The organism is Williamsia sp. z71 (assembly GCF_059553375.1).
In genome coordinates this window covers 280,357-306,454 of sequence record NZ_JCANWX010000006.1, presented here as the reverse complement: position 1 = coordinate 306,454, position 26,098 = coordinate 280,357, and the positions used below count along the sequence as shown (strand labels likewise).

The window sequence follows — 26,098 nt, the reverse complement described above, 5'->3', positions numbered from 1 at the left end:
CGATGATGGCTGAGCAGAACCTGATCCCAGGTGAAATACTCTGTGCCCCAGGCGAGATAATCCTCAATGAGGGCGCGGACGTCCTCGAGGTCATGGTGGTCAACAGTGGTGACCGGCCGGTGCAGGTCGGTAGTCACGTGCATTTTGTGCAATCCAATGCCGCGCTGGACTTCGATCGCGACCTCGCGTTCGGCCGTCGGCTGAACATTCCGGCCGGCACCGCGGTGCGGTTCGAGCCGGGCCTGTCGGCGACGGTGGAGCTGGTCCCGATCGCCGGAACGCGTGAAGTCCATGGAATCTCGTCGAACCCGCCAGGAAGGCTGGACGCCTGATGGCATCGCTGAGTCGTGAACGCTACGCCGAGCTGTACGGCCCCACGGTCGGGGACCGGATCAGGCTGGCCGACACCAACTTGCTGATCGAGGTCACCGAGGACCGCTGCGGTGGTCCCGGACGCGCGGGTGAAGAAGCGGTCTTCGGTGGCGGCAAGGTCATCCGGGAGTCGATGGGCCAGGGACGCGCGACGCGTGCCGATGGTGCCCCCGACACGGTGATCACCGGTGTGGTCGTTCTCGATCACTGGGGAATCATCAAGGCGGACCTGGGGATTCGTGACGGGCGGATCGTTGCCCTCGGCAAGGCCGGTAACCCGGACACGATGGACGGCGTACACCCCGATCTCGTGATCGGCCCGTCGACCGAGATCATTGCGGGCAACGGCAAGATCATCACCGCCGGCGGCATCGACTGCCACGTGCACTTCATCTGCCCGCAGATCATGGACGAGGCGCTCGGCAACGGCATCACCACGTTGATCGGTGGTGGCACCGGACCGGCGGAGGGCAGCAAGGCGACGACGGTCACGCCGGGTGCCTGGCACCTGGCCTCAATGCTGTCGGCGACCGACCACTGGCCGCTGAACATCGTGCTTCTCGGCAAGGGCAACACGGTCAGCCTCGAGTCGATGCGCGAGCAATTGCGGGCCGGCGCTTCGGGTTTCAAACTTCATGAGGACTGGGGTAGTACCCCGGCGGCGATCGATGCCTGCCTGCGGATCGCCGATGAATCCGGTGTCCAGGTGGCGCTGCACTCCGACACCCTCAACGAGGCCGGATTCGTCGAGGAAACCCTGGCGGCGATCGCCGGGCGCGGGATCCACGCCTATCACACCGAAGGTGCCGGTGGCGGGCATGCGCCGGACATCATCACGGTGGCGTCCTACGCGAATGTCCTGCCCAGCTCCACCAACCCGACCCGGCCGCACACGATCAACACGCTCGATGAGCACCTCGACATGCTGATGGTCTGTCACCACCTCAATCCCAGTGTCCCCGAAGATCTTGCGTTCGCGGAGAGCCGAATCCGGCCCTCGACCATCGCCGCCGAAGATCTGCTGCACGACATGGGTGCGATCTCGATGATCGGCTCCGACGCGCAGGCGATGGGCCGTATCGGTGAGGTGGTCCTGCGGACCTGGCAGAGCGCGCATGTCATGAAGGCGCGGCGCGGCTCGCTGGCCGGAGACGGGGCGGCCGATAACCAGCGGGTCCAGAGGTACGTCGCGAAATACACGATCTGCCCGGCCATCGCACACGGTCTGGACGACGAGATCGGTTCGGTCGAGGTCGGGAAGCTCGCCGATCTGGTCTTGTGGGAACCGGCGTTCTTCGGCGTCCGGCCGCATGCGGTGATCAAGGGCGGCGCGATCGCGTGGGCGGCCATGGGTGATGCCAATGCGTCGATCCCGACCCCGCAGCCGGTGTTGCCCAGGGCCATGTTCGGCGCGGCTGCAAAGGTGGCGGCGGCCACATCGCTGAGTTTTGTTGCGCCGCAGGCGATCGAGGACGGACTTCCCGAGAGGTTGGGCCTCGATCGGCGGCTGGTACCGGTGAAGAACGTGCGGCACATCGGGAAAGCCGATATGCCCGGAAACAGTGCCCAGCCGGAGATCCGTGTCGACCCCGACACGTTCACCGTCACCATTGACGGTGATGTCTGGGATCAGCAGCCCGCCGGCGCACTGCCGATGGCGCAGCGATATTTCATGTTCTGATGAGCTCACCTGAAAGTCATTCGGCCACCAGGCATCTGGGTATGCTGTTGAACCTTGCCGACTCGCGACTGCCGGTGGGTGGGCACGTGCACTCCGGTGGCCTCGAGGAGGCGATCAGTTCGGGTGCGGTCCGCGACCTCGACACCCTGCGCGATTTCTTGGTGCGCCGGGTCGGTACCGCGGGTCTGGTTGCGGCATCGATCACCGCAGCGGTGGTCGCGGGCACGATCGACGTGGCCCGTGCGGAGGTGGAGACCGATGCGCGGACGCCGTCGGCCGCGGCCCGGCGGGCCTCACGAGCGCAGGGACGTGGCATGCTGCGCCTTGGTAAAAAGATCTGGCCCCAACATGATTGGGGGGTCCACCCCGCGCGTCCGCATCTGCCGGTGGTGACCGGTCAGGTGGCGCGAGCAGCCGGCTTGAACCCGCACGAGAGTGCGATGGTGCTCATCTACACGACCATGACCGGATCCGCGACAGCTGGTCAGCGGTTGCTGGCGCTCGATCCCGGCGACGTCGCCCTGTTGAGTGTGCAGTTGACCGATTTGTGTGAGCAGACGGCGGCCGAGGCGGCTCAGGGGCTGGCGGACCTGTCCGATCCCCTCCTTGATGTACTAGCGCAGCGGCACGAACTGCGACCGATGCCGCTGTTCGCCTCATGACCACCCATCCGTGCCGCAGCGGGCCACCCAGCAGACCATCCAGCGGACCATCCACCACTCGACAAACACAGGGAGACAGCTCTTGCCACCGCATCTGATCGACGGAGCCCCGCATACGCACGACCATGCCCGGCCGAAACGGGATCGGGTGCCGGGGGAGGCGCTGCGCATCGGCATCGGCGGCCCCGTCGGCTCCGGTAAGACCGCGCTGGTCGCCGCGCTGTGCCGGCAACTGCGCGATGAGTTGTCGCTGGCCGTGTTGACCAACGACATCTACACCACCGAGGACGCCGACTTCCTGCGGCGCAACGCCGTGCTGCCGGACGAGCGGATCACCGCGGTGCAGACCGGCGGCTGCCCGCACACCGCCATCCGCGACGACATCACCGCGAACCTCGACGCCATCGACGATTTGGTCGAGGCCAACCCACCCCTCGATCTCATCCTCGTCGAATCCGGTGGCGACAACCTCACGGCGACATTCTCGACGGGCCTGATCGACGCCCAGATCTTTGTCGTGGACGTGGCCGGCGGTGACAAGGTGCCGCGCAAGGGCGGCCCGGGCGTGACGTTCTCCGATCTGCTGGTCGTCAACAAGACCGATCTCGCCCCGATGGTCGGCGCGAACCTCCAGGTGATGCGCGATGACGCCGAACGGGTTCGGGAAGGCCGGCCGACCGTGCTGATCTCGCTGACCGACGATCCGGCCGCGACCGATGTCCTGCGCTGGGTCCGGGAGCAGTTGGCTGCGGCCGTCTGACCGTCGTCGATGCATACCGAGGTATTTCTCGAGACGTCGAAAGGGCGATCTCCGCGTATCCGTGCCTGCGGTGGCCTGGCCGCACGCCAGACCGGGGTCGACGTGTTGCACCTGATCTCGACAGCAGCCACACCGCTCGGCGGTGACACCATCGACATCCATGTGGATGTCGGGCCCGGCTCTCACCTGACGTTGTTCAGCGTCGCCGCGACGCTGGCGTTGCCGAGCCGCGGTGAGCCCCGATCGCAACTGAACTGGCATGTCAACGTTGCCGACGGCGCCCGGCTGGTGATCGATCCGCTGCCGACGATCGTCGCCGCGCATGCCGTCCACCACAGCGATACCGCGGTCTCGGTCGCCGGGTCGGGGACTGTGCGCATCTGCGAGCGCGTGCAGATCGGCAGGTCCGGTGAGGACGACGGCGCGTGGTCCGGCCGGTTGCGTGCCGATATCGACGGCACCGCGGCCGTTCGGCACCGGCTTCGCCTCGGCAAGGCCGACCATGACCGGCTGGGGTCGCCGACCGTACTGATCAGCGAATTCTGCTACCCGGATGAGCGAGCCGACCTGGTCCATCCCGCCGCCGCGGCCGCCCGTCTGGGACTGGCGGCCGGTGGCAGTCTGACCACCGTGCTCGCCGACACGATGCCCGTCGCGGAGCGTCTGGTCGGCGAGCTGGCGGCGGGCTGACGCTAGCTGGCCGCGGGCTTCGCCTCGCCGTCGGAGGCGCCCGAGGTCTTGGTGTCATTCACCAGTTTGTCGGTGGCGGGCACCGGGTCGGACAGGATCGGCTTGCTGTTGGGCGGCCCCGCGACATCGTCGGTCGCGTTCTGGGCTTTTTCGAGCTGGGCCAGCCGGTCGAGCGCGTTGCGGGCGAGTGTCTGCTGCTCGGTGATGGTGAGCTGCGACCGGCCCCGCGTCATGAACGCGAACGACCAGTCGACGATGGTGTTGAGGCGGCTACGGAATCCGACGATGTACACCAGGTGCAGCAGCAGCCAGCCGAGCCAGGCGAAGAAACCCTCGGTCTCGATGTTCTTCTTGAGTCCTGGTACCGGGACGGATGCGACGGCACTGAACTTCGAGATCGTGGCCATCGATCCCTTGTCCCAGTACTTGAACGGTTCGCGTTCTTCGGGCGTCTTGCCTGCGAGCCCGGCCTTGATGGCGTCGGCGGCGTACTTGCCGCCCTGGATGGCGCCCTGCGCCATGCCCGGAACGTCTTCGACCGACATCATGTCGCCGACGACGAAGACGTTCGGGTTGCCCGGAATCGAGAGGTCGGGCAGCACCTTGACGCGGCCCGCGCGGTCGAGTTCGACACCACTCTGCTCGGCAAGCTGCTTGCCGAGCGGGCTGGCCGAGACACCGGCCGACCACACCTTGCACTGCGATTCGATGCGTCGGGTGGTGCCGTCTTTCTCCTTGACCAGCAAACCGTCGTAGTCGAGGTCGACGACCATCGCGTTGAGCTGGATTTCCACACCCATGCTCTCCAGGCGTTTGGCGGCCTTGTTGCCCAGATTGGCGCCCATCGGCGGGAGGACGGCCGGCGCCGCGTCGAGCAGGATCACCCGGGATTCGGTGGGGTCGATGTTGCGGAAGGCGCCCTTGAGGGTCTTGTTGCTCATCTCGGAGATCTGCCCGGCCAGTTCGACTCCGGTCGGCCCGGCACCGATGACGACGAAGGTCAGCAGGCGGGAGCGTTCTTCGTGATCTTCGGACAATTCGGCCTGCTCGAACGCGCCCAGGATGCGACCGCGCAGTTCGAGGGCGTCGTCGATGGTCTTCATGCCCGGCGCGAACTGCGAGAAGTGATCGTTGCCGAAGTAGGACTGATCGGCGCCGGCCGCGATGATCAGGCTGTCGAACGGGGTCTCCGTGATGCGTTCGAGAAGGCGTGAGGTCACGATCTTCTTCTCGAGGTCGATCGTCTCCACGTTGCCCATCAGCACCTTCGCGTTCGCCTGTTTGCGCAGGATGACGCGGGTCGCGGGGGCGATCTCACCTTCGGAGATGATGCCGGTCGCGACCTGATAGAGCATCGGCTGGAAAAGGTGGTGGGTGGTGCGCGCGATCAAGGTGACGTCGACATCGGCCTTCTTGAGGTGCTGGGTCGAGAACAGCCCACCGAAGCCGGATCCGATGACCACCACCTTGTGCCGGCTCGAAATTGCAGTCTCCTTGCTCATGACCATCTCCTGTCAGTTGGCGAATTGCGGCCGGGATCTCTGGGGAGTGGTGGGATCCGCACCCTGCCTACGGTAGTTGGTGGCAAGTGTTTGGTCGCGTCAAGGTGCACCCGATTGCCACCTCGGGCGAAGACAGTGGGTCAGGCGATCAGATGGGTGATGGTGCGCGGTGCCCGTGCCCATGGGAAATTGTTGGATTCCCAATCGGTACGGAGAATCTCGTATTCGACCTCGCCGCGTTCGGATCCGGCGATCGAGGTGTCGGCGCAGTCGTGCAGACGGGTCAGGCGCAGTCCACAGTTCTCCATCACGCGTCGAGACGCGGTGTTGACCGCCATCGTGCCCGCGAAGAGCCGACGAACCTTGACGTCGTCAAAGGCCTGGTGGACGAGTGCGCGGGCGCCTTCGGTGGCCAGCCCCTTGCCCCACCTGCTCCGGCGGAGGCGGTAGCTGAGCTCGAACTCGGACTCGGATGAGTGGCGCGGTGCGCGGATGGAGAACCATCCGATGAAACTGTCGACGGGTTCGGGGTGACCCACCGAGCGCGCGGCCACCAGGTCGAGTCGGTCGAGGGCGACCCACAGTCCGGCACCGTTGCGATGTGTCGCCTCAGCCACCGCGCGGGGGATCGTCCATTCCTCGATCACCTCGCGCGGGGTCGGCGTACCCCCGGTCACGTACCGCATCACCGCGGGATCGCGGTCGAGTTCCACGAGCTGGTCGGTGTCGCGGTGCGACACCGGCCGCAAGAGCAGGCGGTCGGTCTCGATGATCAACAATCTCCCCGTTTCGAAAGCGCGCTTGCGTGGCACCATACATTCTCCGAGGCCGTTGGTGGGAGGCAATGGGTGGACGGTGTCGGACCGATGTCTGATTGCGTCCCGGGGGGTCGGCAATGTCCCCTCACCTGGGCTGACTGTGCTCCCGTCCCGCAGATTTCGCCGTCGTTTCGGCGGTCGGGGTTCGGAACCGGATGTGTCCGGACTCACCGCCCACCTGTGCCGCGGCGACCGTGGTGTCAGGCGCCGCGGCAGATGCCGTCCCGGTCGACGGTGGCCTGCATCGGTGCTCTCGATGGTGTTGATGGCCAAGGGTTTCCATCGCGGTCGCGTCGATGAACCGAGGCGGCATCGGGAACCGCCGATGACCGACGATTAGTTTGCGCTGTGGTTCTGGTCGGTATGTCACAGAGGCGTCCGACGTCAGGAGACACCATGGGAACTCATCCGACCGTCCGATTCGACGATCGTTTCAGTCGTCCGGGGGCGGTTGCGGCCGAGTGGGAACAGATATCGGGGATCCTGACGCGAGCCGAGTTGTATTGGGTCACAACGGTGCGCCGCGACGGTCGTCCGCACGGCACTCCGCTGGTCGGGGTGTGGTCCGACGAGCGGTTCTACTTCTGCAGCGGGCCCGAGGAGCAGAAGGTCCACAACCTCGCGGTCAACGACCAGGTCAGTGTGACCACCGGGGTCAACACCTGGCAGCGGGGTTGCGACGTGGTGATCGAGGGCGCCGCGCAGCGGGTCACCGGGCAGCCGGAGCTGGTCTCGGTCGCCCGGGCCTATTACGACAAATATGGCGACGCCTGGGCCTTTGAACCATCGGAAAGTGGTTTCGGAACCGGCGACGATTTTGCGCTCGTGTACCGCGTCACACCCCAGAAAGTGTTCGCGTTCGAGAAGGATCCGCACGGGCAGACCCGCTTCGACTTCTGAGGATTGTCCCCACTACTGTGACGTCGGTGAGTGACACGACAGGCGCCACCGAGGTCTCATTGCAGCTGCGGTGGGGCGATATGGACGTCAACAACCATGTGAACAACGTGCAGTTCGCCCGGCTCTTCGAAGAGGCCCGCGTGCGTGCGGTGTCGGGCTGGATCCGCGACGGTTACGGTGCGGTCGCGATCCACGTCGCCCGTCAGGAAATCGAATTCGTCAGGCCGCTGCTCTACACCCCTGAGCCCGTCACCGCGCAGGTCTGGGTGAGTCGGCTCGGTGGCTCGTCTTTCGACTTCGGCAGTTCACTGACCGACGCAGCGGGAAACGTTGTCGCCCTCTGTGAGACAACCGTCGTGGCAGTGCATTCCGACACCGGCAAGGTTCTGCAGATCTCCGACGAGATGCGGGTCTTCCTGAAATCGAAGTCCGGTGACCCGGTTCCACTGCGCAGTCGGTCCTGATCACCGTCTTGCGGCGCCTCGGCTGTCGGTCTTTCGTGATACACCGGGGATGACAACCGGAAGGGGCCCTGCGTGCTGAGATTGCACCGCGCCGAGCGCACCAGCACATTGGTGACAGCGCTCGCCGACATCTTGACGACCGCACCGTCGGACCCGTTCGCCCGAGAACTCGTCGCCGTGCCCGCGCAGGGTGTGGAACGGTGGCTGACGCAACAATTGTCGGTCCGCCTCGGTGCAACCGACACCGGTGGCTCCGACGGAATCGCGGCGAACATCCTCTTCCCTCATCCGGCGGCCCTGGTCGACGACGTCATGGCACAGGCCAGTGGCGTCGAGTCCGGGCAGTTCGACGACGACCCGTGGTCGACCGGGCGGATGCTGTGGACGTTGTTGTCGGTCATCGACGATGCCGTGGACGATCCGGCCTGTGCGATCCTGGCCCGGCACCTGGGCCATTCGGCCGATTCGGGTACCAGGGCGCCCGGATTCCGGATCGGGCGTCGATACGGAACCGCCGAACACCTCACGGGTTTGTTCCGGGGATACGGAACGCACCGCCCGCAGATGATCAACGACTGGCACAACGGTGTGGACACCGATGGCGCCGGTGAGCCACTCGATCCCGATCAGCGGTGGCAGGCACATCTGTGGCGACTACTGCGCGAGCGCATCGATTCACCCAGTCCGCCCGAACGGCTCGAACAGGTCTGCGCGACGCTTCTCGAACGATCCGATGCGGTCGATCTGCCCGAGCGACTGGCGCTGTTCGGCGTCACCCGTCTGAGCACCGAGCAGTTGCAGGTCCTGGCCGCACTCGGCGTACACCGTGACATCAATCTCTTTCTGCCGCATGCCAGTCCGGCCATGTGGAAGAAGCTGCAATCGAACGCCGCGCCGATCCGGCGCAGTGGGATGGTCGTCCGCGACATCGAACACCCGTTGCTGGCCTCGCTGTCCCGTGAGGTTCGTGAGCTCCAGATCAATCTGTCGGCCGTCGCCGCGGACGATGTCCACCACCTCGACGAGCATGCTCGCGGCGGTACGCATCTCGAGCGACTGCAGGATGCGCTGCGCGCCGATCAGGTCGCGGAACCGGGCGGGCAGGCGGACGGCAGCGTCCAGGTCCATTCCTGCCACGGTGCCGCGCGCCAGGTCGAGGTGCTGCGTGAACTCGTGCTGCGGCTGTTCCAAGACGATCCGACACTTGATCCGCGCGACGTGATCGTGATGTGCCCCGACGTCGAAACCCATGCGCCACTCATCCGGGCCGCATTCGGCCAGGTCGGTCACGCACATCCGGGTCACGAACTCCGGGTACGCCTGGCCGATCGGGCACTGCGGCAGACCAATCCGCTCCTGGATGTGATGACGGACCTGCTGCTGTTGGCCGGAGGCCGGGTCAAGGCCAGCGAGGTGCTCGACCTGCTGGATACCCCGCCGGTCCGCAGCCGCTTCGGCTTCGGTGACGACGACCTCGAACGTCTGCGGCAGTGGACCGCCGAATCGGGCGCCCGGTGGGGGATCAACGACAACCAGCGAAAACCGTTCGGGCTGGGGGGTTTCCGTCAGAATACGTTCGACGCCGGGCTGGACCGGATCCTGTTGGGCGTGGCCGCGGACGAGACCGAACTCGGTTGGCTCGACACCGCTCTGCCACTCGATGACGTGGACAGCGCCGACGTCGAGTTGGCCGGCAGATTTGCCGAGTTCATCAGCAGGCTCGACACCGTCCTGACGAGTTTGCGTGGGCCGCGCCCGGCCACCGAGTGGGCCGAGAACCTGGCCACCGCACTGGATCTGCTCACCGCCGTGCGGCCCGCCGACGCGTGGCAACGCAGCCAGGCACTGCGCGAGCTGTCCTCGGCCACCGAACACGGCGGGCAGACAACGGTTCGGCTCGCCGATGTCCGGGCGATGCTGGCGCATCGGCTGGCCGGGCGTCCGACCCGGGCCAACTTCCGCACCGGTGAGCTGACGGTGTGCACGATGGTCCCGATGCGGGCGGTGCCACACCGGGTTGTCATCCTGCTCGGCCTCGACGACGAGAGTTACCCGCGGGTGGGTGGGATCAACGGTGACGACATCCTGGCGCGCAACCCCTGTGTGGGGGAACGGGATATCCGCAGCGAGGATCGCCAGTTGCTCCTCGACGCCACGATGTCGGCGATCGACAAACTCATTATCTTGTACACGGGCACCGATCCGGTGACCGGTCTGCGTCGGCCGCCGGCCGTGCCGGTGGGTGAACTGCTCGACACGGCAGATGCGATGTTGGCCGAAGGTTCGACGGTGTTGACGTCGCATCCATTGCACGGTTTCGACCCGGCGAACTTCGCTGCCGAGAACCCCCTGAGCTTCGACCGGACGGCGCTGGCCGGCGCCGTGGCCACCCAGTCTGTCCAGGTTTGCGAACCGGGATTCCTGCCGACACCGCTGCCACCGACGTCGGGGGACGTGGAGTTGTCGGAACTGATCGCCTTTGTCGAGCACCCGATGCGGGCATTCTGCCGTCAACGGCTGGGCATGTATCTGCCCGGTGACGATGAAGAACTCAATGACGTGCTCAGCGCCGACATCGACGGTCTGGGCAAGTGGGCGATCGGTGATCGGATGCTGCAGGCCCGGCTCGCCGGAGCTCCGGCCGACGCCTTGCGCGGCGCCGAACTGCGCCGCGGAACCCTGCCCCCGTTCCTCCTGGGCGCGAAGGTGTTCGGCGAGATCTCCGGGCTGGTGGAGTCCCTGGTGGCGAAGGCGGCACCACTCTATGAGGCACATCCCGACGTCATCGACGTGACCATCGATCTCGGCGACAACCGACGTCTGACCGGGACGGTCCCATCGGTACACCGTGGGCAGCTGGTCCGGACGATCTACTCCAGGCTCGCGGCCAAACACCGGTTGGCGTCCTGGGTCGCCCTGTTGGCGCTGGCCGCCTCGGGGGCCGACGTGACCGGTTCCGTCGTGGTGGGCCGAGGTTCGTATGGCCGCGTACGCAATTCGACACTGACCGCGCCGCCGAACCCGATCGCGGTGCTGCGTCAGCTCGTCGACCTGCGCGATCGGGGACTGCAGTCGCCGCTTCCGTTGCCCACGGCGGCCGGCGCCGAATACGCCGACCGTCGGCACCGCGGCGACGACACCGCGCTGGCCATGGACGCGGCCGAGCGGAACTTCGCGAACAAGTTCGGTGGCGACGCGCAGGACCTCTACGTGCAGTATCTGTACGAGGGCGACTTCTCATCGGTCGTCGCCGCGCCGGCCGTCGCCGAAGAAAAAGACTGGGATGAGCACGGATCCCGTTTCGCGGCCGCGGCGATGCGATTGTGGACGCCCTTGCTGGATTCGGAACAGGTGCGCTGAGACATGATCCAAAGCCCCATCGCGCCGGTCACATTCGACATCACCGGACCGTTGCCGTCCGGCACCACCGTGCTCGAGGCCAGTGCCGGTACCGGAAAGACCTACGCCATCGTCGGTCTGGCGGCCCGCTACATCGCCGACGGTGTTCCGCTGTCCGACCTTCTGTTGGTCACGTTCAGTCGGTTCGCCACCGCTGAACTCCGTGAACGCACCCGCCTTCGTCTGACCGGACTCGCTGCCGCGCTCACCGACCCGGTGGCCGCCAGGGATTCGGCAGACCCGCTGGCCGTGATGCTCGCGGCAGGATCAGTGGAGGAGGTCGACCTACGTCGACGGCGCCTGGCCGATGCGGTCTCCGACTTCGATGCCGCAACCATCGCCACCACCCACACCTTCTGTAGCCGCATGCTCGACGGACTCGGCGTGGCAGGCGACTTCGAGAACGACATCACGCTGGTCGAGGACGTCAGCGACCTGATCACCGAGGTCACCGACGACCTGTATCTGCATCGCTTCAGCGGAAACGGTGCAGCACCCTTCGGTCTGGCCGAGGCGCACTCCTTCTGCCGGCAAGCGGTGTTCCAGCGACAGGCCGAGCTGTCGCCCATCACCGACCCCGACACCGACGAGTATCGGCGGATCGACTTCGCGAAAACCGTCATCGCCGAGGTCGAACGACGCAAACGCCAGACGAACATTCGTGACTACGACGACCTGCAGATCCTGTTGCGTGATGCCCTCGAAGACCCCGAGCACGGGGAGCAGGCCTGTCGCCGGGTGCGAAGCCGATTCCAGGTCGTCCTGGTCGATGAGTTCCAGGACACAGACCCGGTGCAGTGGGACATCTTCCGGCTGGCATTCCACGGCCACACCACACTGGTGCTGGTGGGCGACCCCAAGCAGTCGATCTATGCCTTCCGCGGGGCCGAGGTGTTCAGCTATCTCGAAGCGGTCCGGGCCGCCGACAACCATCAGGCCCTTCCGACCAACTGGCGCAGCGATGCAGATCTGGTCGAGGCACTCGACCGCGTCTACGGCGGCGCCGCGCTGGGCAGTCCGGAGATCGTGGTCCACGAGGTCGGGGCGACACATGCCGAGTCAAGATTGCCCGGCCAGGTCCCACTTCGACTGCGATACCTGAACCGCCGCGGTCACGGCCCGATGGGCAAGAGCGGTTTCCCCGCACTCGATCGCCTGCGACGATCGGTGGCAGACGACGTCGCCGCCGACCTGACCCGGCTCCTGAACTCCCGGACGCCGCTGCACGGCGCCGGTGGGCAGCGCCCGGTGGCACCCGGCGACATCGCCGTGCTGGTCCGAAATCACAAGCACCTGACCATGATTCAGGCGGCGCTGGACAGTCGCGGGGTGCCGTCGGTGCTGGCCGGCGGTACCAGCGTCTACAGCACACAGGGCGCGCTCGACTGGCTGTGGCTGTTGCAGGCCATGGAACAACCGAGCCGAACCGCCCGCATCCGGCTGGCTGCGCTGACGCCGCTGCTCGGATGGACTGCTGCAGAACTCGATTTCGGCGGTGACGCGCTGACCGCGGACATCAGCGCGCTGATCCGTGAACTGGTCGCCGTCTACCATGAGGCCGGTTTTGCCGCGGTGTACGAACACCTCTCCGGTGTCCGCGATGTGCCCGGCCGGGTGCTGTCCGTGGTCGGCGGGGAGCGCCGGCTCACCGATCTGACCCACGTGGCCCAGCTCTGCAATCGCGCTGTGGTGGAGGACGGTTTGGGTCTGACCGCACTGGTCCGCAAGCTCGGACAGTTGATCAACGACCCGACGTCCGGTAATCAGGGTGAACAGAGCCGTCGCCTCGACAGTGACGCGGCGGCAGTACAGCTGCTCACGGTGCACCGGAGCAAGGGACTCGAGTTCCCGATCGTCTATGTGCCCTATGGCTGGGACGGAGCGCAACATCCGTCGCCGGATACGTTCTTGCTCCATGACGAGGCGGGTAAACGACTGCTCGACATCGGTGGCCAGGAGGCGCCCGGATACCGCGAGCGCCGGGAGGCCTCCGCGACAGAGGACAACGGCGAAGAGTTGCGACTGCTCTATGTCGCGTTGACCCGGGCGGCGTCGGCGGTCGTCCTGTGGTGGGCGCCGGGCACATCGGCGCGATCGTCACCGCTGCACCGGCTGCTCTTCAGTCGCGACCGGAGCAATCCCGATCCGCGGCCGGTGGTGCCGGACGACGCCAAGGTCGGGCAGCATCTGACCGCCTGGGGCGAGTCGTCGGGCAGCCGGGTGCGGGTGGAACCGGCAGACTACGGAACCGACGGCGAACCACCATGGGTGCCGCAGCGACCCCCGCCCGGCGAGCTCGCAGTCGCCCACTTCACCCGGCGGATCGACCACACCTGGCGGCGCACATCGTATTCGGCGTTGGTGGCCGGTACGCATCACGAGCCGACGGTGGCGAGCGAACCGGAATCCGAGGTCAAGACAGACGAACAGGTGGCCGAACCGCTGGACATCCCGGTGGCCGACGGCTCCGCCGGCCTGCCGCATCCGTCGTTGATGAACACCCTGCCTTTCGGTGCGGCATTCGGAACGCTGGTCCACGAGGTGCTCGAGGTCATCGATACCGATGTCGATGACCTGGCGGCCGAGGTGGCAACGCGCAGCCGTGACGCGGTGGCGACCTGGATGGCGCAGGCCGACCCCGAGGTGTTGGCGACCGCGCTGCTGGCGGTCCTGCGGACACCGCTCGGGCTGGACCCGGAGACGTCCCTTGGGCAGATCGCCACCAGGGATCGGCTGGCCGAGCTCGACTTCGAGTTCCCCCTCGGCGGCGACGAAGCGGCAACACTGCACGAGATCAGCGATCTGATGGACATCCACCTGGCGGCCGACGACCTGCTCGCCGACTATCCGCAACACCTTCGCGGTGTGCAGGCGCCGCCGTTGCGCGGATTCCTCGTCGGCAGCATCGATGCGGTGCTACGCCTACCCGGCGACCGCTTCGTCATCGTCGACTACAAGACCAACCGGACCGCTCGCGGCGATCTCAGCGCGCTCGACTACACACCCGAGCGCATGGCCCGAGAGATGATGAACTCGCATTACCCGTTGCAGGCCCTGCTCTATTCGGTTGCCCTGCACCGATATCTGCGATGGCGGCTACCCGGGTACGACCCGGAGGTCAACCTCGCCGGTGCCCAGTACCACTTCGTCCGGGGCATGATCGGGCCGGACACCCCGGCCGGTTGCGGTGTCTTCCCATGGCACCCACCGGCATCCCTGATCGTCGCGGTCTCAGATCTGATCGCCGGAAGGACGGTGTCGCCGTGACGGTCCAATACGACGCGCGGATCGCGGTCAATGCCCATCAGGCGCTGGTGCCCTTCAACACCGCCGGGGTACTCAGTGCCGCCGATGTGCATGTGGCACAACGACTGGCGGGCTTGAGCAAGGCGGACATCGACCCGAATGTGCTGCTCGCGACCGCACTTGCGGTCCGGGCCGTGCGTCTCGGTTCGGTGTGTGTCGAGATCAACAGGCTCTCCGAGGTCGCCATCGACGAGGACGAGTTCGGTGTCGATCCCGATTCACTGCCGTGGCCGGACGCAGCGGCGGTCGTCGCGGCGCTCGAGGTCAGCCCGCTGGTGACCGGATCGCCGTCCGGACCGCTCTGTCCGCTGCACCTGGCAAAAACACCTGAGGGACCACTGCTGTATCTGCGTCGATACTTCCTGCAGGAACAACGGATTCGTGAACTCCTCGATGAACGATCACGCAGCCACCCGGATATGAACGCCGACCGGTTGGTCGCCGGGTTGCGGAGACACTTTCCCGAGGAGGGGCCGGATCGGCAGCGGATCGCCGCCGCATTGGCCAGTGCCGGTTGGACCACCGTGATCGCCGGCGGGCCGGGTACCGGCAAGACCCACACCGTGGCACGGGTTTTGGCGTTGATGTTCGACGAGTACGGCCCTTCGTTGCGGGTTGCTCTGGCTGCGCCGACCGGCCGGGCGGCCGCCCAGCTGGAAGAATCGGTACGGTCGCAGGCCGAGGAACTGGGCTTGCCCACCGACCTCACCGCGACCACGTTGCATCGTCTGCTGGGTTGGAAGCCGGGCAGCCGCAGCCGATTCGCCCACGACTCGGGCAATCGGCTGCCGCACGAACTGGTGGTCGTGGACGAGACGTCGATGGTGTCACTGACGATGATGGCCAGGCTGCTCGATGCGCTGCGGCCTCACGCCCGCCTGGTCCTGGTCGGTGACCCCGACCAGTTGGCCTCGGTGGATGCCGGCGCCGTGCTGGCCGACCTGGTCTACCGGCCGGTCACCGAACAGATCAACCCGATCCTCGAGACATTGATCGAACCGGATCTGGTCGACGACCACGGCGATCCCGATGCCCTCGACAGCGAAGAGCGGTCGAGGCTGGCCGGTGGGGTCATCAGGCTGACCAAGGTGCACCGGTTCGGTGAGCAGATCAAACGCCTGGCTGCGGCCGTTCGTGACGGTGACGCCGATTCGGTCATCGATCTGCTGGCGGCCGGGCACAGCCAGTTCGAGTTGGTCGATCCGGCGGACCTTTCGTCGGTGCGTGATGACATCGTCACGACGGCCGAGCAGATGCGGCGGGCGGGTGCTCGCGGTGATGCGCAGAGCGCCCTCGCCGGACTGCACACGCACCGGCTCCTGTGTGCACACCGGGAGGGCACCTCCGGCGTCGAGCACTGGTCCCGCCAGGCCATGGAATGGATCGGCACGACCGCGGGCGTCGACGACTGGTATCCCGGACAACCACTGTTGGTCACGGCCAACGACCACGACACCGGCATCTTCAACGGTGATACCGGTGTGGTGGTGAGCAGTGGTGGACGTCTGATGGTCGCGTTCCGGCGCGGATCTTCGGTGAAGATGCTGCATCCGTCGCAACTCGTGGCGGCGGTCCCGGTGTACGCCATGACAATTCACCGCAGTCAGGGTTCGCAGTACGAGTCGGTGTCGGTGGTGATCCCGCCGGATCGTTCTGCCCTGCTGACGCGGGAGCTGCTGTACACGGCGATCACCCGCGCCAGTGGCCACGTCCGGCTGATCGGCACGGAAGAGTCCATCCGGGCCGGTGTCGAACGAAAAGTGTTGCGGGCCAGCGGACTACGGACGTCTGTCGACTGAATCGGCCGGTCCGGAGAAATTCAGGGCGTCCTGCGGATCTGTGGCCAGCGGTATCCGCAGGAACCATTCGTTGCGGATCACCTGACGCCTGATGTCTTCGGGCAGGTTCGCCAGCATCGTCATCGCACCGCCGCGGTCCATCTCCGAACGGTGGGCCTGCAGTGCCTTCCATTTGGTGTCGAGCCAATCCGAGACATCGATGGTGGTGTCCACGGTGTCGTCGGGGATCCCCGGCATCGGTCCGGCCGCTCCGTCAGTTTTGCGAACCTGTGGCCACAGCACTTTCGCGGCCGAGTGCGGCATCGTCGCGAGATAGAGCAGGCGGGTCCGCCAGGGGGCTCCCGCCTCCGGATACAACTGACCGAACGCGGCCGCGCCGATGGCGGTAATGGTCACCTGATGCGCCCGGACGTGGTCGGGGTGCCCGTAGACGCCGAGGGGGTCGTACGTTGCAATGGTGTCGGGCCGGAATCGCCGGATGTGGGTGACGATCTTTCCGACCACCTCGTCGAAGGGTGCATCGCAGAATGCTGGTTGGTCGGGTGCTGATTCGGGGAACGGACGGTCTGCGTATCCGAGCAGCAGGGGAGGGTCGGCCTTCAAGAACGTCAGTGAGTCCGCGAGTTCGCGGCCCCGTGATGTCCCTTCTGCCCAGGTACAGGTGACCACCGCGGTGCGCCCACCACGCTGGGCGCAATGGGCCAGTACTCCACCGGTCCACATCGCCTCGTCGTCGGGGTGCGCGTGGACACAGAGCAAACTGGGATGGGGCACTCAGCCACCCTAACGCGGCGCCCGGCGAAAGAATCAGCGATGACGTAAGCAGCGAAATCGGCACAACTTCGTCTATCCGGAGCGCGCCGAATTGCAGCCTCGACGGACTATTGTCACGTTATGTCCAAAAGTGCAGGCACGTCGTCTTCCAATATATTTGCCAAGGTCTCCCCGGCCGGCTGGGCTGCCCTGATTCTTGCGATAATCGCGGTCATATTCGTGCTCCAGAATCGTGATTCGACATCGATCACGCTTTTCTGGATCGATGTCACCTCACCGCTGTGGTTCACCCTGCTGATGATCTTTGTGGTCGGTTGGGTGGTCGGCATCCTGATGATGCGCGGCCGCAGCAAGAAGAAAGAGGCAGTGGTCAAGTAACTGGTTCCGAATTGCTCCCAGGTCTGATCAGCCGGCGCAGGAGTGAGTCGCTGATGGGCTGCGGTGGCCGGCGCCGAAGCGCACACTGGCAGCCATGGCCATCATCAACAAGGGATTCGGGGCCCGTCGCCGGCACAAGGACGAACGGCTTCCGCCTGGGCAATATCTGACGAGTGACTTCCCGGTACTGTCGGCAGGCCCGACGCCGCTGATCGACACGGCGGACTGGAGTTTCGCAGTGAATCTCCTCGGCGGTGCATCGCGGAGCTGGTCGTGGGACGAGTTCATGTCGCTTCCGCAGCAGGAGATCACAGTCGACATCCACTGTGTGACGGCGTGGTCGAAGTTGGAGACCACGTGGCGTGGTGTGTCGCTCGACGTCCTTCTCGGCGACGAGATCGAGCCCGACGGATACCTGATGGCCCACTGTCACGGCGGATACACGACGAACGTCCCGCTCCAGGATGTGCTCGACGGGCAGGCGTGGATCGCGCACACCTACGAGGGAGAGCCACTCGAGCCCGAACACGGGGGTCCCGCGCGACTGCTGATCCCACACCTGTACTTCTGGAAGTCGGCGAAGTGGGTCAGTGGGCTCACCGAGATGGCCGAGGATGTTCCGGGCTTCTGGGAGAGCAACGGCTACCACAACCACGGCGATCCCTGGAAAGAGGAACGGTATTGGTGAACGGTTGGCGGACGGCAACACTCGTCGCGGCGTCGATGGAGACGCCGACCGCCAGGACCCTACGCCTACGGGTATCCGATCGTGGTCGGGTGTTGCCGGGCCAGCACATCGACATCCGCCTGACCGCCGAAGACGGCTACCAAGCCGTGCGGTCGTACTCGGTGGCCGCAGCGGCCGGTGACGATCTTCTGGAGACCACGGTGCAGGAGCTCACCGACGGCGAGGTGTCGCCGTATCTCATCTCCGGCCTCGAGGTCGGAGATGAGTTGGAGATTCGTGGACCGATCGGCCGCTGGTTCATCTGGCGCCCCACGGATCCCGCACCGGTCCAACTGATCGCCGGTGGTTCGGGAGTGGTGCCGCTGATGTCGATGATCCGGGAGCGTGAAACCGCCGGCACGCCGGTTCCGTTCCGTCTCCTGTATTCGGTACGCAGCCCGGACAACGACTACTACCGCGCCGAACTCGCCGGGTTGCGCGCGGCAGGCAGTCTGCAGGTCGATTACGTGTACACCCGCCGTTCACCGGTCGATGCCGCGCGGCGACCGGGACGGCTGACATCGGATGAACTGGCATCGCTGGTGATCCCGGTGGATCAGCACCCGGAGTTCAGGGTGTGCGGACCGACAGCGTTTGTCGAACAATGTGCCCGGTGGTTGCTGGATCTCGGGTATCCGGCGGCCGCGATCAGAACAGAAAGGTTTGGCGGATGACATCGATGTCGGAACCGGCCGATCAGCTGCACGATCCGCAGTGGCGGGCGTTCGCGTCGGACAACTACGCCGGAATGCTGCCCGAGGTGCTGGCCGCACTCGCCGCGGCGAACGGCGGACACCAGCCCTCATACGGTGACGATGCCTATACCTCGCAGTTGCGAGGTGTGGTCCGCGACGAGTTCGGGGCGCAGGCCGAGGTGTTTCCGGTGTTCAACGGAACTGCCGCCAACGTGGTGAGCCTGACGGCGATGCTGCCACGATGGGGCGCGGCGATCGTGGCGCAGTCCGCACATGTCAACAACGACGAAGGCGGTGCGCCGGAACGGGTCAGTGGGATCAAGCTCCTCACGGTGCCCACCTCCGACGGGAAGTTGACGCCGGAATCCATCGCGACGCAGGCCTACGGATTCGGCGATGTGCACCGGGCCCAGCCGCTGGCCGTCAGTCTGACCCAGTCGACCGAGCTCGGGACACTGTATTCGCGCGACGAGATCGCGGCCATCTGCGACTACGCCCACCAGCAGCGGATGGTGGTTCACCTCGACGGCGCCCGGCTGTGGAATGCTGCTGCTGCACTGGATCTTTCGCCGGGCGAGTTCACCGCCGCCGCCGGTGTCGACGTGGTGAGTCTGGGTGGAACCAAAGTGGGTGCGTTGGGCGCGGAGGCTGTGGTTGTCATCAATCCCGCCTCGGTCGACGGCACCGACTACATCCGCAAGCTCAGCATGCAGTTGGCGAGCAAGATGCGTTTCGTCTCGGCGCAGCTGCTCGCGTTGTTCGAGGACGGCACAGCGTTGCGGGCCGGCGCGCATGCCAACGCCATGGCCATCCGGCTTCGTGGGTTGTTGGACGGCACGCCCGGTCTGACCATCACCCAACCCACCGAGGCGAACGCGGTGTTCGCAGCGCTCGATCCGGTGGCGGCTGATCGCGTGCGATCGGTGTGGAAGTTCTACACCTGGAACGAGGCCACCGCCGAGGTCCGTTGGATGTGTTCGTTCGACACCACACCCGAGGATGTCGACGGCCTCGCCGCGGCGATCAAGTCTGAGCTCGCGATCCGGTGACGGGCCTGCCGGGGTTGCCACCGAGTTGGTGACGTAGCACCTCGTCGATCGCGGTCATCCGGAATAGGTGCCCCACCGACGTGAGGCGGGCGGGGCTCACCCGCTGATTGGCCAGTGCCAGCTCTTTTGCGCCTTCTGATCCGAGGATGACCTGTGGGCCCAGACTCGGCACCGGGATGATCGCCGGCCGGTGTACCGCCCCGGCGAGCGCGCCGGTGTACTCCTTGTTGCGTACCGGATTCGGTGCCACCGCGTTGACCGGGCCGAAAAGTCGCTCGTCGACGATCGCGCGGTAATAGATGTCGACCAGATCGTCGATGCCGATCCAGGACAACCACTGGTCACCGTCACCGAGACGCCCGCCGAGCCCGAGGGTGAACAGCGGTCGCAGCAGTTTCAGCGTTCCGCCGTCCGCGGCCTGGACGATGCCGGTCCGGACATTCACCACGCGTGCGCCGGCCGCAGCCGCCGGTGCCGTGGCATCCTCCCACTCGGACACCACATCGGCGAGGAAACCGTCTCCGCGCGAGGAGTTTTCGTCGAGCACCGCATCACCGCGATCGAAGCCGTAGAAGCCGATCGCCGAGGCGCAGACAAAAGTCGGGAGCGGTGTGGTGGCGCCGGCGATGCGGGCCAGTGCCGTGGTCGGGTCGATCCGGCTGTCCCGGACCGCGGATTTGTGTGCGTCGTTGAATCGTCCGGCGATCGATGCCCCGGCCAGATGTACGACGGCGTCGACCCCGGACAGGAGGTCCTCGGCGGGATCGGCGGGGTTCCAGCGCCGTTCGTCGGGACCTTTGGGGGCGCGTCTGACCAGTGCGATGACGCGGTGGCCGCCGGTCGTCAGCAACGCGCGCAAGGCGGTTCCGACAAGTCCCGACGCGCCGGTCATGGCGACCGTCAACGGTTTACCGGCCAGCGGCATGGCCCACGCGTGTACGGCGAGGTCATCGGCCAATTGTCGGTGCCGGTAGCGGAACATCGGACGTAACAGTGCGCCGGGGACAGTGGTGTCCACGGTGTCGGTGACCTTGGTGGTCTGCGGATCGATCTCGGAGAAACCATGGTGGTGCGTCCATGTCATCACCAACCGAAGCGGCCACGAATCGAGTTGGTCGACAAACTGATTCGGCGGATGGAAGCGGGTCGCCTGATGCCGGGCCACCCATTTCAAACCGTATCCGAACGACAGCACCGCGGCGCCGTCCTCCAGCGAGTCGGTTTCCCGCACCAACCATGGTGGTGCCCAAGGCGGCGAGAGCCGGGTGAAAGCTCCCGGCCTGCCATGCCAGGCGAACACGTCGTCGATAGGGGCGGAGACCTTGCTGGTGTAGGTGATACCCATGTGACCAGGCTACGCACGAAAACGACCCGGTTACGGCGCTTTCCAGTAGGGATCTCGCCCCAGCAAGCCCAGGAACCTGTCGTGCAGCGGTGCGGTGTCCGGTACGTCCACGATCGGCCCGAAGACGACGATCCCAGGTCCGAAAGCACCCGGGACACGCATGATGTCGGGCATCTCCTGGACGCCCGGCCACGCCGCTTCGACCTCAGCGGGATCGATCCGGTGTTCGAGTCCGAGCGCACGCGCCAGATCCCAGCCATGGACCACCAGGTCTGCGCTGGCGACCTGATCGACGTGGTCGGCGAATGTGGAAGGGCCCACGGGCGTCTGCACCGTGGCCTCGGCGACCGTCGGATCGGCAAGTGCCCGTTGGATGTCTGCGCGCGCGTGGTCGAAGGCGCCGCGGGGATCGGTATCCACGGTTGGTGCCGGTGACAGGGTCTGATCCAGGGGAGAGAACATCGCGGACTGCATGTCCAGCACATGCTGCAAGACGTCGGCCGCGGTCCACTCCGCGCAGGGCGACGGCGATGACCAGCGATCCGGCGGCGCAGCAGCGATCACGTCGGCAAAAGTGGTGGCGCGGCGGTGGTATCTGTCGGCAATCGTTTCGGGACCGCTCATCGTTCGACCTCCCTGGGCAGTAAGACGTACCCGGTATAACCGTAGTGGGAACCGTGGTCCCGGCGGACGTCAATCTCCTGACCGACCAGCTCGAGATCTGCCGCCGAGTCGGGTTGCTCCTGCCGCAGCTCGTCGATCCGCAAACCCAGGGGGATGTAGTACTCATCCCAGTCGGTCTCGGGCAGAAGATAGGTGGCCGCGACCGTCCATCCGAGTTCGATTGCGGCGGAGACATTCTCACCGGTCGTTCGCATCTCCGGATATGCGGAATTCCAGAACTCGGTGGCGGCGGCCGAGGGCGACGCGGTGAGCCAGTCCGCCTCGGTGAGCACCAGGGCTCCGCCCGGTGCCAGCAGTCGGCGCCACGACGTCAGTGCGTTGTCGAATCCGATGATGTACGCGGCACCTTCCGCCCACACCAGGTCGAAGGAATGATCGGGATAGTCGAGATCTTCCATGGAGACGTTCGCGATCGTCACCTGGCTGCGTAGCCCGGCGGCCTTGGTCTTCGACACCAGCACGTCGAGAAATGGCTGATGGGTGTCGATGGCGGTGACCTGCGCGCCGAGGCCTGCCAAGACCATCGTGGCGGGCCCGGTGCCGGCGCCGATGTCGAGGATTCGTGGCGGGAGATCCCCACGGGAACCGGTGTGGAGTCCGGCGAGGCGAAACAACAGTTCCGTCGTCGTCTCGGAGCCGGGGGCCTCGCGGGGCAAGCCCTCGTGTGCGGCGAAGAAAAGATCTTCGATCATGAGGCGGATGCTGCCACCTTGCCCGGACCCGGGCAACGCTTTTACGCAGCCACGATCAGCGCTCGACGCGGTCAGGAAGCCAATGACCGCGAGGCCGCCGGCGGGCGAGTGCCTCGAGTCGCGCGTAGCCGGGGTCTGATGTCGGGGTTGGTTCAGCCCTGTTCGGCCGCCCATCGGGCCACCCGCGCGGCACTTTCTTCGTCGGAGAGGTCTTCGATCCGCGTCATCACCGACCACCTGATCCCGAATGGATCACGCAGTGATGCGAAGCGGTCGCCGGAGACGAACGTCTGTGCCTGCTCGCGCACGGTCGCGCCCAAGTCGACCGCCCGGGCCACCACTGCGTCGACGTCGGGAACGTAGAGCGACAGGGAGTAACAGTCGGAATCACCGGACTGTCGGGGGATCAGTCCATACTGGGGATCGGGATCGCCGAGTTGCAGCCGCCCGTTGGCGAAGTCGAGTTCGGCGTGGGCGACGATGCGTCCGCCGTCCGGTCCGGGCAACTCGGTGCTCTGGGTGAGTGTGGCAGAGAAGACGTCCTGATAGAACGCGATGGCGTCTTGGGCAGGTGTCACGACGATGAACGGTGTCAGGGAGGTGAACCCATGGGGTACACCGTGTTCGGTGTATTTTCCGTGTGCTGCGGTTGTGGTTGTCATGCGTTTCATGCTGACCGAGGGTGCAGGGGGCGGGCTTGAACAAACGCGACAAGATGGGCCACGTCGGTACCCCACCCCGGGGTCAGCTGGATCCCGGGCGCGACGGCGTGCGACTGCATCGACTGGCGTTGCCGCCCAGCGAGCTGTTACGGCACGTGTGGATCGCGGTCTGGGACCTCGACCTGCCGGTGTTGCAGCCGGTGCTGGAACATCCGGGGGGCAATGTGGTCATCGAACCTGATCGGGCTGCGCTGTATTGCGTGAGCCAGGGGACCAGCGAACAGAAGTTGCAGGGCAGTGGGTGGGCTGCGGGGGTGCTGCTGCGGCCGGCCGCGATCACGGTGCTGACCGGTCGGTCGATGGCCCCCGGATCACGATCGGGGCCGGCGTTGCCGATCGGATCGCCCCTGCCCATCCCCGGTGACGGCAACCTCACCGGTCGGGTCCGGGCGGCGATGACTGCGCCGGACCGCAGCCCAGAGGATCGATACCAGCAGGTGGCGCAGTTGTACGAGAGGTGGGCACAACAGTGGTCGGTGGATGAGGAGGGAATCCTGATCAATCGGGTGGTCGACCTTGTCGAAGACGACGACGGACCACGCCGGGTGGCCGACCTGGCCACCGCGGTGTCGATGTCGACCCGGGCCCTGCAACGCCTCACGATTCACCGCACCGGACTGAGTCCGAAGTGGCTGATCCAGCGGCGTCGACTCCAGGACGCGGCGATGGCCCTGCGCGGCGGTGCCACGACGATTGCCGACGTCGCGGCGGAACTGGGGTACGCCGATCAGGCCCATCTGGCGCGCGAGTTCAAGGCTGTCATCGGTCGCACGCCCAGCGACTATCTGCGCTCCGCGAGGTCCTGATCTGGTTCAGGCCCGACGGCCCGGGCCCAGCAGACCACGTGCCATGGATTGGCGGACGAAACCGGTCACCGCCCGGGCGGCGATCTGGTGCGGCCTGGATTGGACAAAGGATCCGGGTTCGGCGACACACCGCAACTCCTTCCCTATGCTCACAGGAGCGTGGAAGAACTCGAAGCGCGATCAGTGGTGAAGCCAGGCAGGGGTGTGCGGGTGTCCGAGCAATTTGATGTGATCGTGGTCGGTGCGGGTCTGGCAGGGCTGGTCGCGGCTCACGAGTTGGTGAAGGCCGGCAAGAGGGTGGCCATCCTCGACCAGGAGAACGAGCAGAACCTCGGCGGACAGGCGTTCTGGTCGCTCGGCGGCCTGTTCATGGTGAACACGCCGGAGCAGCGTCGACTGGGGATCAAGGACTCGTTGGAACTCGCCCGCGCCGATTGGCTCGGGTCGGCCGGGTTCGATCGCGACCGGGAAGACCACTGGCCTCGTCAGTGGGCCGAGGCGTACGTCGATTTTGCTGCCGGCGAGAAGCGTTCCTACCTGCACGAACTGGGATTGAAGGTGATGCCCACCGTCGGATGGGCCGAACGCGGATCCGGATCGGCGAACGGACATGGCAACTCGGTCCCGCGCTTCCACATCACCTGGGGGACCGGTCCCGAGGTGGTGCGGGTGTTCCGGGAGCCCGTCCTGGCCGGCGAGGCCAGGGGTCTGGTCACCTTCAGGTACCGGCACCAGGTCGACGCGATCATCGTCGAGGACGGACGGGCCGTGGGTGTCCGGGGAACGGTGCTGGTTCCGTCGACCGAATCACGAGGGGTGTCGTCGAGTCGGGAACGGGACTCCGACTTCGAGTTGCGCGCCCAGGCGGTGGTTGTCACCTCCGGGGGCATCGGCGGCAACTTCGAACTGGTGAAGAAGAACTGGCCCGTCGATCGATTGGGGCCGGCACCGGAACACATGATCACCGGTGTGCCTGCCCACGTGGATGGCCGGATGTTGCAGATCACCGAAGACGCGGGCGGCAGTGTGGTCAACCGCGATCGAATGTGGCATTACACCGAAGGGATCCAGAACTGGGACCCGATCTGGCCGGATCACGCGATTCGGATCATTCCCGGTCCGTCCTCGCTATGGCTTGACGCGACCGGAAAACGATTGCCGGTACCCAACTTTCCCGGGTTCGACTCACTGGGCACGCTCGGCACGATCACGCGGGGTGGCCACGATTTCACGTGGTTCATCCTCACCCAGGCGATCATCGAGAAGGAGTTCGCGCTCTCCGGGTCGGAGCAGAACCCAGACTTCACCGACAAGGACTTCAAGCTACTTCTACAGCGGGTGAAGAAGGGTGCCACCGGTCCGGTCGAAGCGTTCAAGGAGCGCGGTGCCGACTTCGTCGTTCGCGACAATCTGCGCGATCTGGTGGCAGGCATGAACGAGATCACCCCCGGACCGCGGTTGGACTACGACCAGGTGGCTGCCGAGGTGCGTGCCCGCGACAGCCAGATCGACAACAGCTATACCAAAGACATGCAGATCATGGCGATCCGCAATGCGCGTACCTACCTCAGTGACAAGCTGATTCGAGTCGCAGCGCCCCACCGCCTCGAAGACCCGAAATACGGTCCGATGATCGCTGTTCGCCTGCACTTGGTGACGCGCAAGACCCTGGGCGGTCTGGAGACAAACCTCGACTCGCAGGTGATCCGCTCCGATGGCAGTGCCTTCGACGGTTTGTACGCTGCCGGAGAGGTCGCGGGATTCGGTGGCGGCGGGGTGCATGGCTACAACGCTCTGGAGGGAACCTTCCTGGGCGGATGCATCTTCTCCGGTCGCGCGGCCGGACGTGCACTGGCGCGTGACCTCGGGTAGT

General features: G+C 65.9%; 23 protein-coding genes. 16 read left to right on the top strand and 7 right to left on the bottom strand.

What is annotated here, in order from left to right:
* Nucleotides 1–2 precede the first annotated feature (2 nt).
* The 5 genes from AC51GR_RS16615 to AC51GR_RS16595 all read left to right on the top strand — a co-directional run bounded on the left by AC51GR_RS16615 (nt 3) and on the right by AC51GR_RS16595 (nt 4,165).
* Nucleotides 3–332 carry an urease subunit beta gene (locus AC51GR_RS16615; RefSeq protein ID WP_496325890.1) on the top strand — a complete coding sequence of 110 codons (330 nt, stop codon included), beginning with the start codon at nt 3–5 and terminating at the stop codon, nt 330–332.
* Nucleotides 332–2,053 carry an urease subunit alpha gene (locus AC51GR_RS16610; RefSeq protein ID WP_496325731.1) on the top strand — a complete coding sequence of 574 codons (1,722 nt, stop codon included), beginning with the start codon at nt 332–334 and terminating at the stop codon, nt 2,051–2,053. The genes AC51GR_RS16615 and AC51GR_RS16610 overlap by 1 nt, the downstream gene beginning before the upstream one ends.
* Nucleotides 2,053–2,715 carry an urease accessory protein UreF gene (locus AC51GR_RS16605; RefSeq protein WP_496325730.1) on the top strand — a complete coding sequence of 221 codons (663 nt, stop codon included), beginning with the start codon at nt 2,053–2,055 and terminating at the stop codon, nt 2,713–2,715. The genes AC51GR_RS16610 and AC51GR_RS16605 overlap by 1 nt, the downstream gene beginning before the upstream one ends.
* Before the next feature lie 82 nt (nt 2,716–2,797).
* A complete protein-coding gene (gene ureG / locus AC51GR_RS16600) occupies nt 2,798–3,475 on the top strand; it encodes an urease accessory protein UreG (RefSeq protein ID WP_496325729.1) in 678 nt (225 codons plus the stop codon).
* A 9-nt stretch (nt 3,476–3,484) separates the two neighbouring features.
* Complete coding sequence (locus AC51GR_RS16595; RefSeq protein WP_496325728.1) at nt 3,485–4,165, top strand: urease accessory protein UreD; 681 nt, start codon at nt 3,485–3,487, stop codon at nt 4,163–4,165.
* A gap of 2 nt (nt 4,166–4,167) precedes the next feature.
* Here AC51GR_RS16595 and AC51GR_RS16590 read toward each other — a convergent pair whose 3' ends face one another.
* Entirely contained in the window at nt 4,168–5,667 is a 1,500-nt protein-coding gene (locus AC51GR_RS16590; RefSeq protein WP_496325727.1) for an NAD(P)/FAD-dependent oxidoreductase, read from the bottom strand.
* 140 nt (nt 5,668–5,807) lie between these two features.
* Complete coding sequence (locus AC51GR_RS16585; RefSeq protein WP_496325726.1) at nt 5,808–6,482, bottom strand: GNAT family N-acetyltransferase; 675 nt, start codon at nt 6,480–6,482, stop codon at nt 5,808–5,810.
* Nucleotides 6,483–6,881: 399 nt separating this feature from the next.
* Between AC51GR_RS16585 and AC51GR_RS16580 the strand changes: the two genes are divergently transcribed.
* From AC51GR_RS16580 to recD, 5 genes are all read left to right on the top strand, one after another.
* Nucleotides 6,882–7,385 carry a pyridoxamine 5'-phosphate oxidase family protein gene (locus tag AC51GR_RS16580; protein WP_496325725.1) on the top strand — a complete coding sequence of 168 codons (504 nt, stop codon included), beginning with the start codon at nt 6,882–6,884 and terminating at the stop codon, nt 7,383–7,385.
* A 26-nt stretch (nt 7,386–7,411) separates the two neighbouring features.
* A complete protein-coding gene (locus tag AC51GR_RS16575) occupies nt 7,412–7,849 on the top strand; it encodes an acyl-CoA thioesterase (protein ID WP_496325724.1) in 438 nt (145 codons plus the stop codon).
* A gap of 72 nt (nt 7,850–7,921) precedes the next feature.
* Nucleotides 7,922–11,209 carry an exodeoxyribonuclease V subunit gamma gene (gene recC / locus AC51GR_RS16570; protein WP_496325723.1) on the top strand — a complete coding sequence of 1,096 codons (3,288 nt, stop codon included), beginning with the start codon at nt 7,922–7,924 and terminating at the stop codon, nt 11,207–11,209.
* 3 nt (nt 11,210–11,212) lie between these two features.
* A complete protein-coding gene (locus tag AC51GR_RS16565) occupies nt 11,213–14,515 on the top strand; it encodes a UvrD-helicase domain-containing protein (RefSeq protein WP_496325722.1) in 3,303 nt (1,100 codons plus the stop codon).
* Nucleotides 14,512–16,353: an exodeoxyribonuclease V subunit alpha gene (gene recD / locus AC51GR_RS16560; protein ID WP_496325721.1), complete on the top strand. Its 1,842-nt coding sequence runs from the start codon at nt 14,512–14,514 to the stop codon at nt 16,351–16,353. Before AC51GR_RS16565 ends, recD begins: the two co-directional genes overlap by 4 nt.
* Here recD and AC51GR_RS16555 read toward each other — a convergent pair.
* Nucleotides 16,333–17,127 (bottom strand): PIG-L family deacetylase, encoded by a 795-nt coding sequence (locus tag AC51GR_RS16555; RefSeq protein ID WP_496325720.1) that lies wholly within the window; start codon nt 17,125–17,127, stop codon nt 16,333–16,335. The genes recD and AC51GR_RS16555 overlap by 21 nt on opposite strands.
* Before the next feature lie 120 nt (nt 17,128–17,247).
* On the opposite strand from AC51GR_RS16555, the gene AC51GR_RS16550 reads away from it, so the two are divergent.
* The 4 genes from AC51GR_RS16550 (at nt 17,248) to AC51GR_RS16535 (ending at nt 19,976) form a co-directional block, all read left to right on the top strand.
* A complete protein-coding gene (locus tag AC51GR_RS16550; RefSeq protein ID WP_496325719.1) occupies nt 17,248–17,505 on the top strand; it encodes a LapA family protein in 258 nt (85 codons plus the stop codon).
* A 94-nt stretch (nt 17,506–17,599) separates the two neighbouring features.
* A complete protein-coding gene (locus tag AC51GR_RS16545; protein WP_496325718.1) occupies nt 17,600–18,193 on the top strand; it encodes a sulfite oxidase-like oxidoreductase in 594 nt (197 codons plus the stop codon).
* Between the two features lie 35 nt (nt 18,194–18,228).
* Complete coding sequence (locus tag AC51GR_RS16540) at nt 18,229–18,906, top strand: ferredoxin reductase (protein ID WP_496325889.1); 678 nt, start codon at nt 18,229–18,231, stop codon at nt 18,904–18,906.
* The gene (locus tag AC51GR_RS16535; protein WP_496325717.1) at nt 18,903–19,976 is read left to right on the top strand and encodes a threonine aldolase family protein; all 1,074 of its coding nucleotides are present in this window, start codon (nt 18,903–18,905) and stop codon (nt 19,974–19,976) included. Before AC51GR_RS16540 ends, AC51GR_RS16535 begins: the two co-directional genes overlap by 4 nt.
* Here the strand turns inward: AC51GR_RS16535 and AC51GR_RS16530 are convergent.
* The 4 genes from AC51GR_RS16530 to AC51GR_RS16515 form a co-directional block, all read right to left on the bottom strand.
* Entirely contained in the window at nt 19,951–21,321 is a 1,371-nt protein-coding gene (locus AC51GR_RS16530) for a TIGR01777 family oxidoreductase (protein ID WP_496325716.1), read from the bottom strand. The genes AC51GR_RS16535 and AC51GR_RS16530 overlap by 26 nt on opposite strands.
* A 30-nt stretch (nt 21,322–21,351) precedes the next feature.
* Nucleotides 21,352–21,945: a TIGR03086 family metal-binding protein gene (locus AC51GR_RS16525; protein ID WP_496325715.1), complete on the bottom strand. Its 594-nt coding sequence runs from the start codon at nt 21,943–21,945 to the stop codon at nt 21,352–21,354.
* The gene (locus AC51GR_RS16520; RefSeq protein WP_496325714.1) at nt 21,942–22,697 is read right to left on the bottom strand and encodes a class I SAM-dependent methyltransferase; all 756 of its coding nucleotides are present in this window, start codon (nt 22,695–22,697) and stop codon (nt 21,942–21,944) included. The genes AC51GR_RS16525 and AC51GR_RS16520 overlap by 4 nt, the downstream gene beginning before the upstream one ends.
* 152 nt (nt 22,698–22,849) lie before the next feature.
* Nucleotides 22,850–23,368 carry a VOC family protein gene (locus tag AC51GR_RS16515; protein WP_496325713.1) on the bottom strand — a complete coding sequence of 173 codons (519 nt, stop codon included), beginning with the start codon at nt 23,366–23,368 and terminating at the stop codon, nt 22,850–22,852.
* A gap of 26 nt (nt 23,369–23,394) precedes the next feature.
* Here AC51GR_RS16515 and AC51GR_RS16510 point away from each other — a divergent pair, with 26 nt between their 5' ends.
* Nucleotides 23,395–24,225 (top strand): helix-turn-helix domain-containing protein, encoded by an 831-nt coding sequence (locus AC51GR_RS16510; protein WP_496325712.1) that lies wholly within the window; start codon nt 23,395–23,397, stop codon nt 24,223–24,225.
* Nucleotides 24,226–24,435: 210 nt separating this feature from the next.
* Complete coding sequence (locus AC51GR_RS16505) at nt 24,436–26,097, top strand: FAD-binding dehydrogenase (protein ID WP_496325711.1); 1,662 nt, start codon at nt 24,436–24,438, stop codon at nt 26,095–26,097.
* Nucleotide 26,098: the final 1 nt, after the last annotated feature.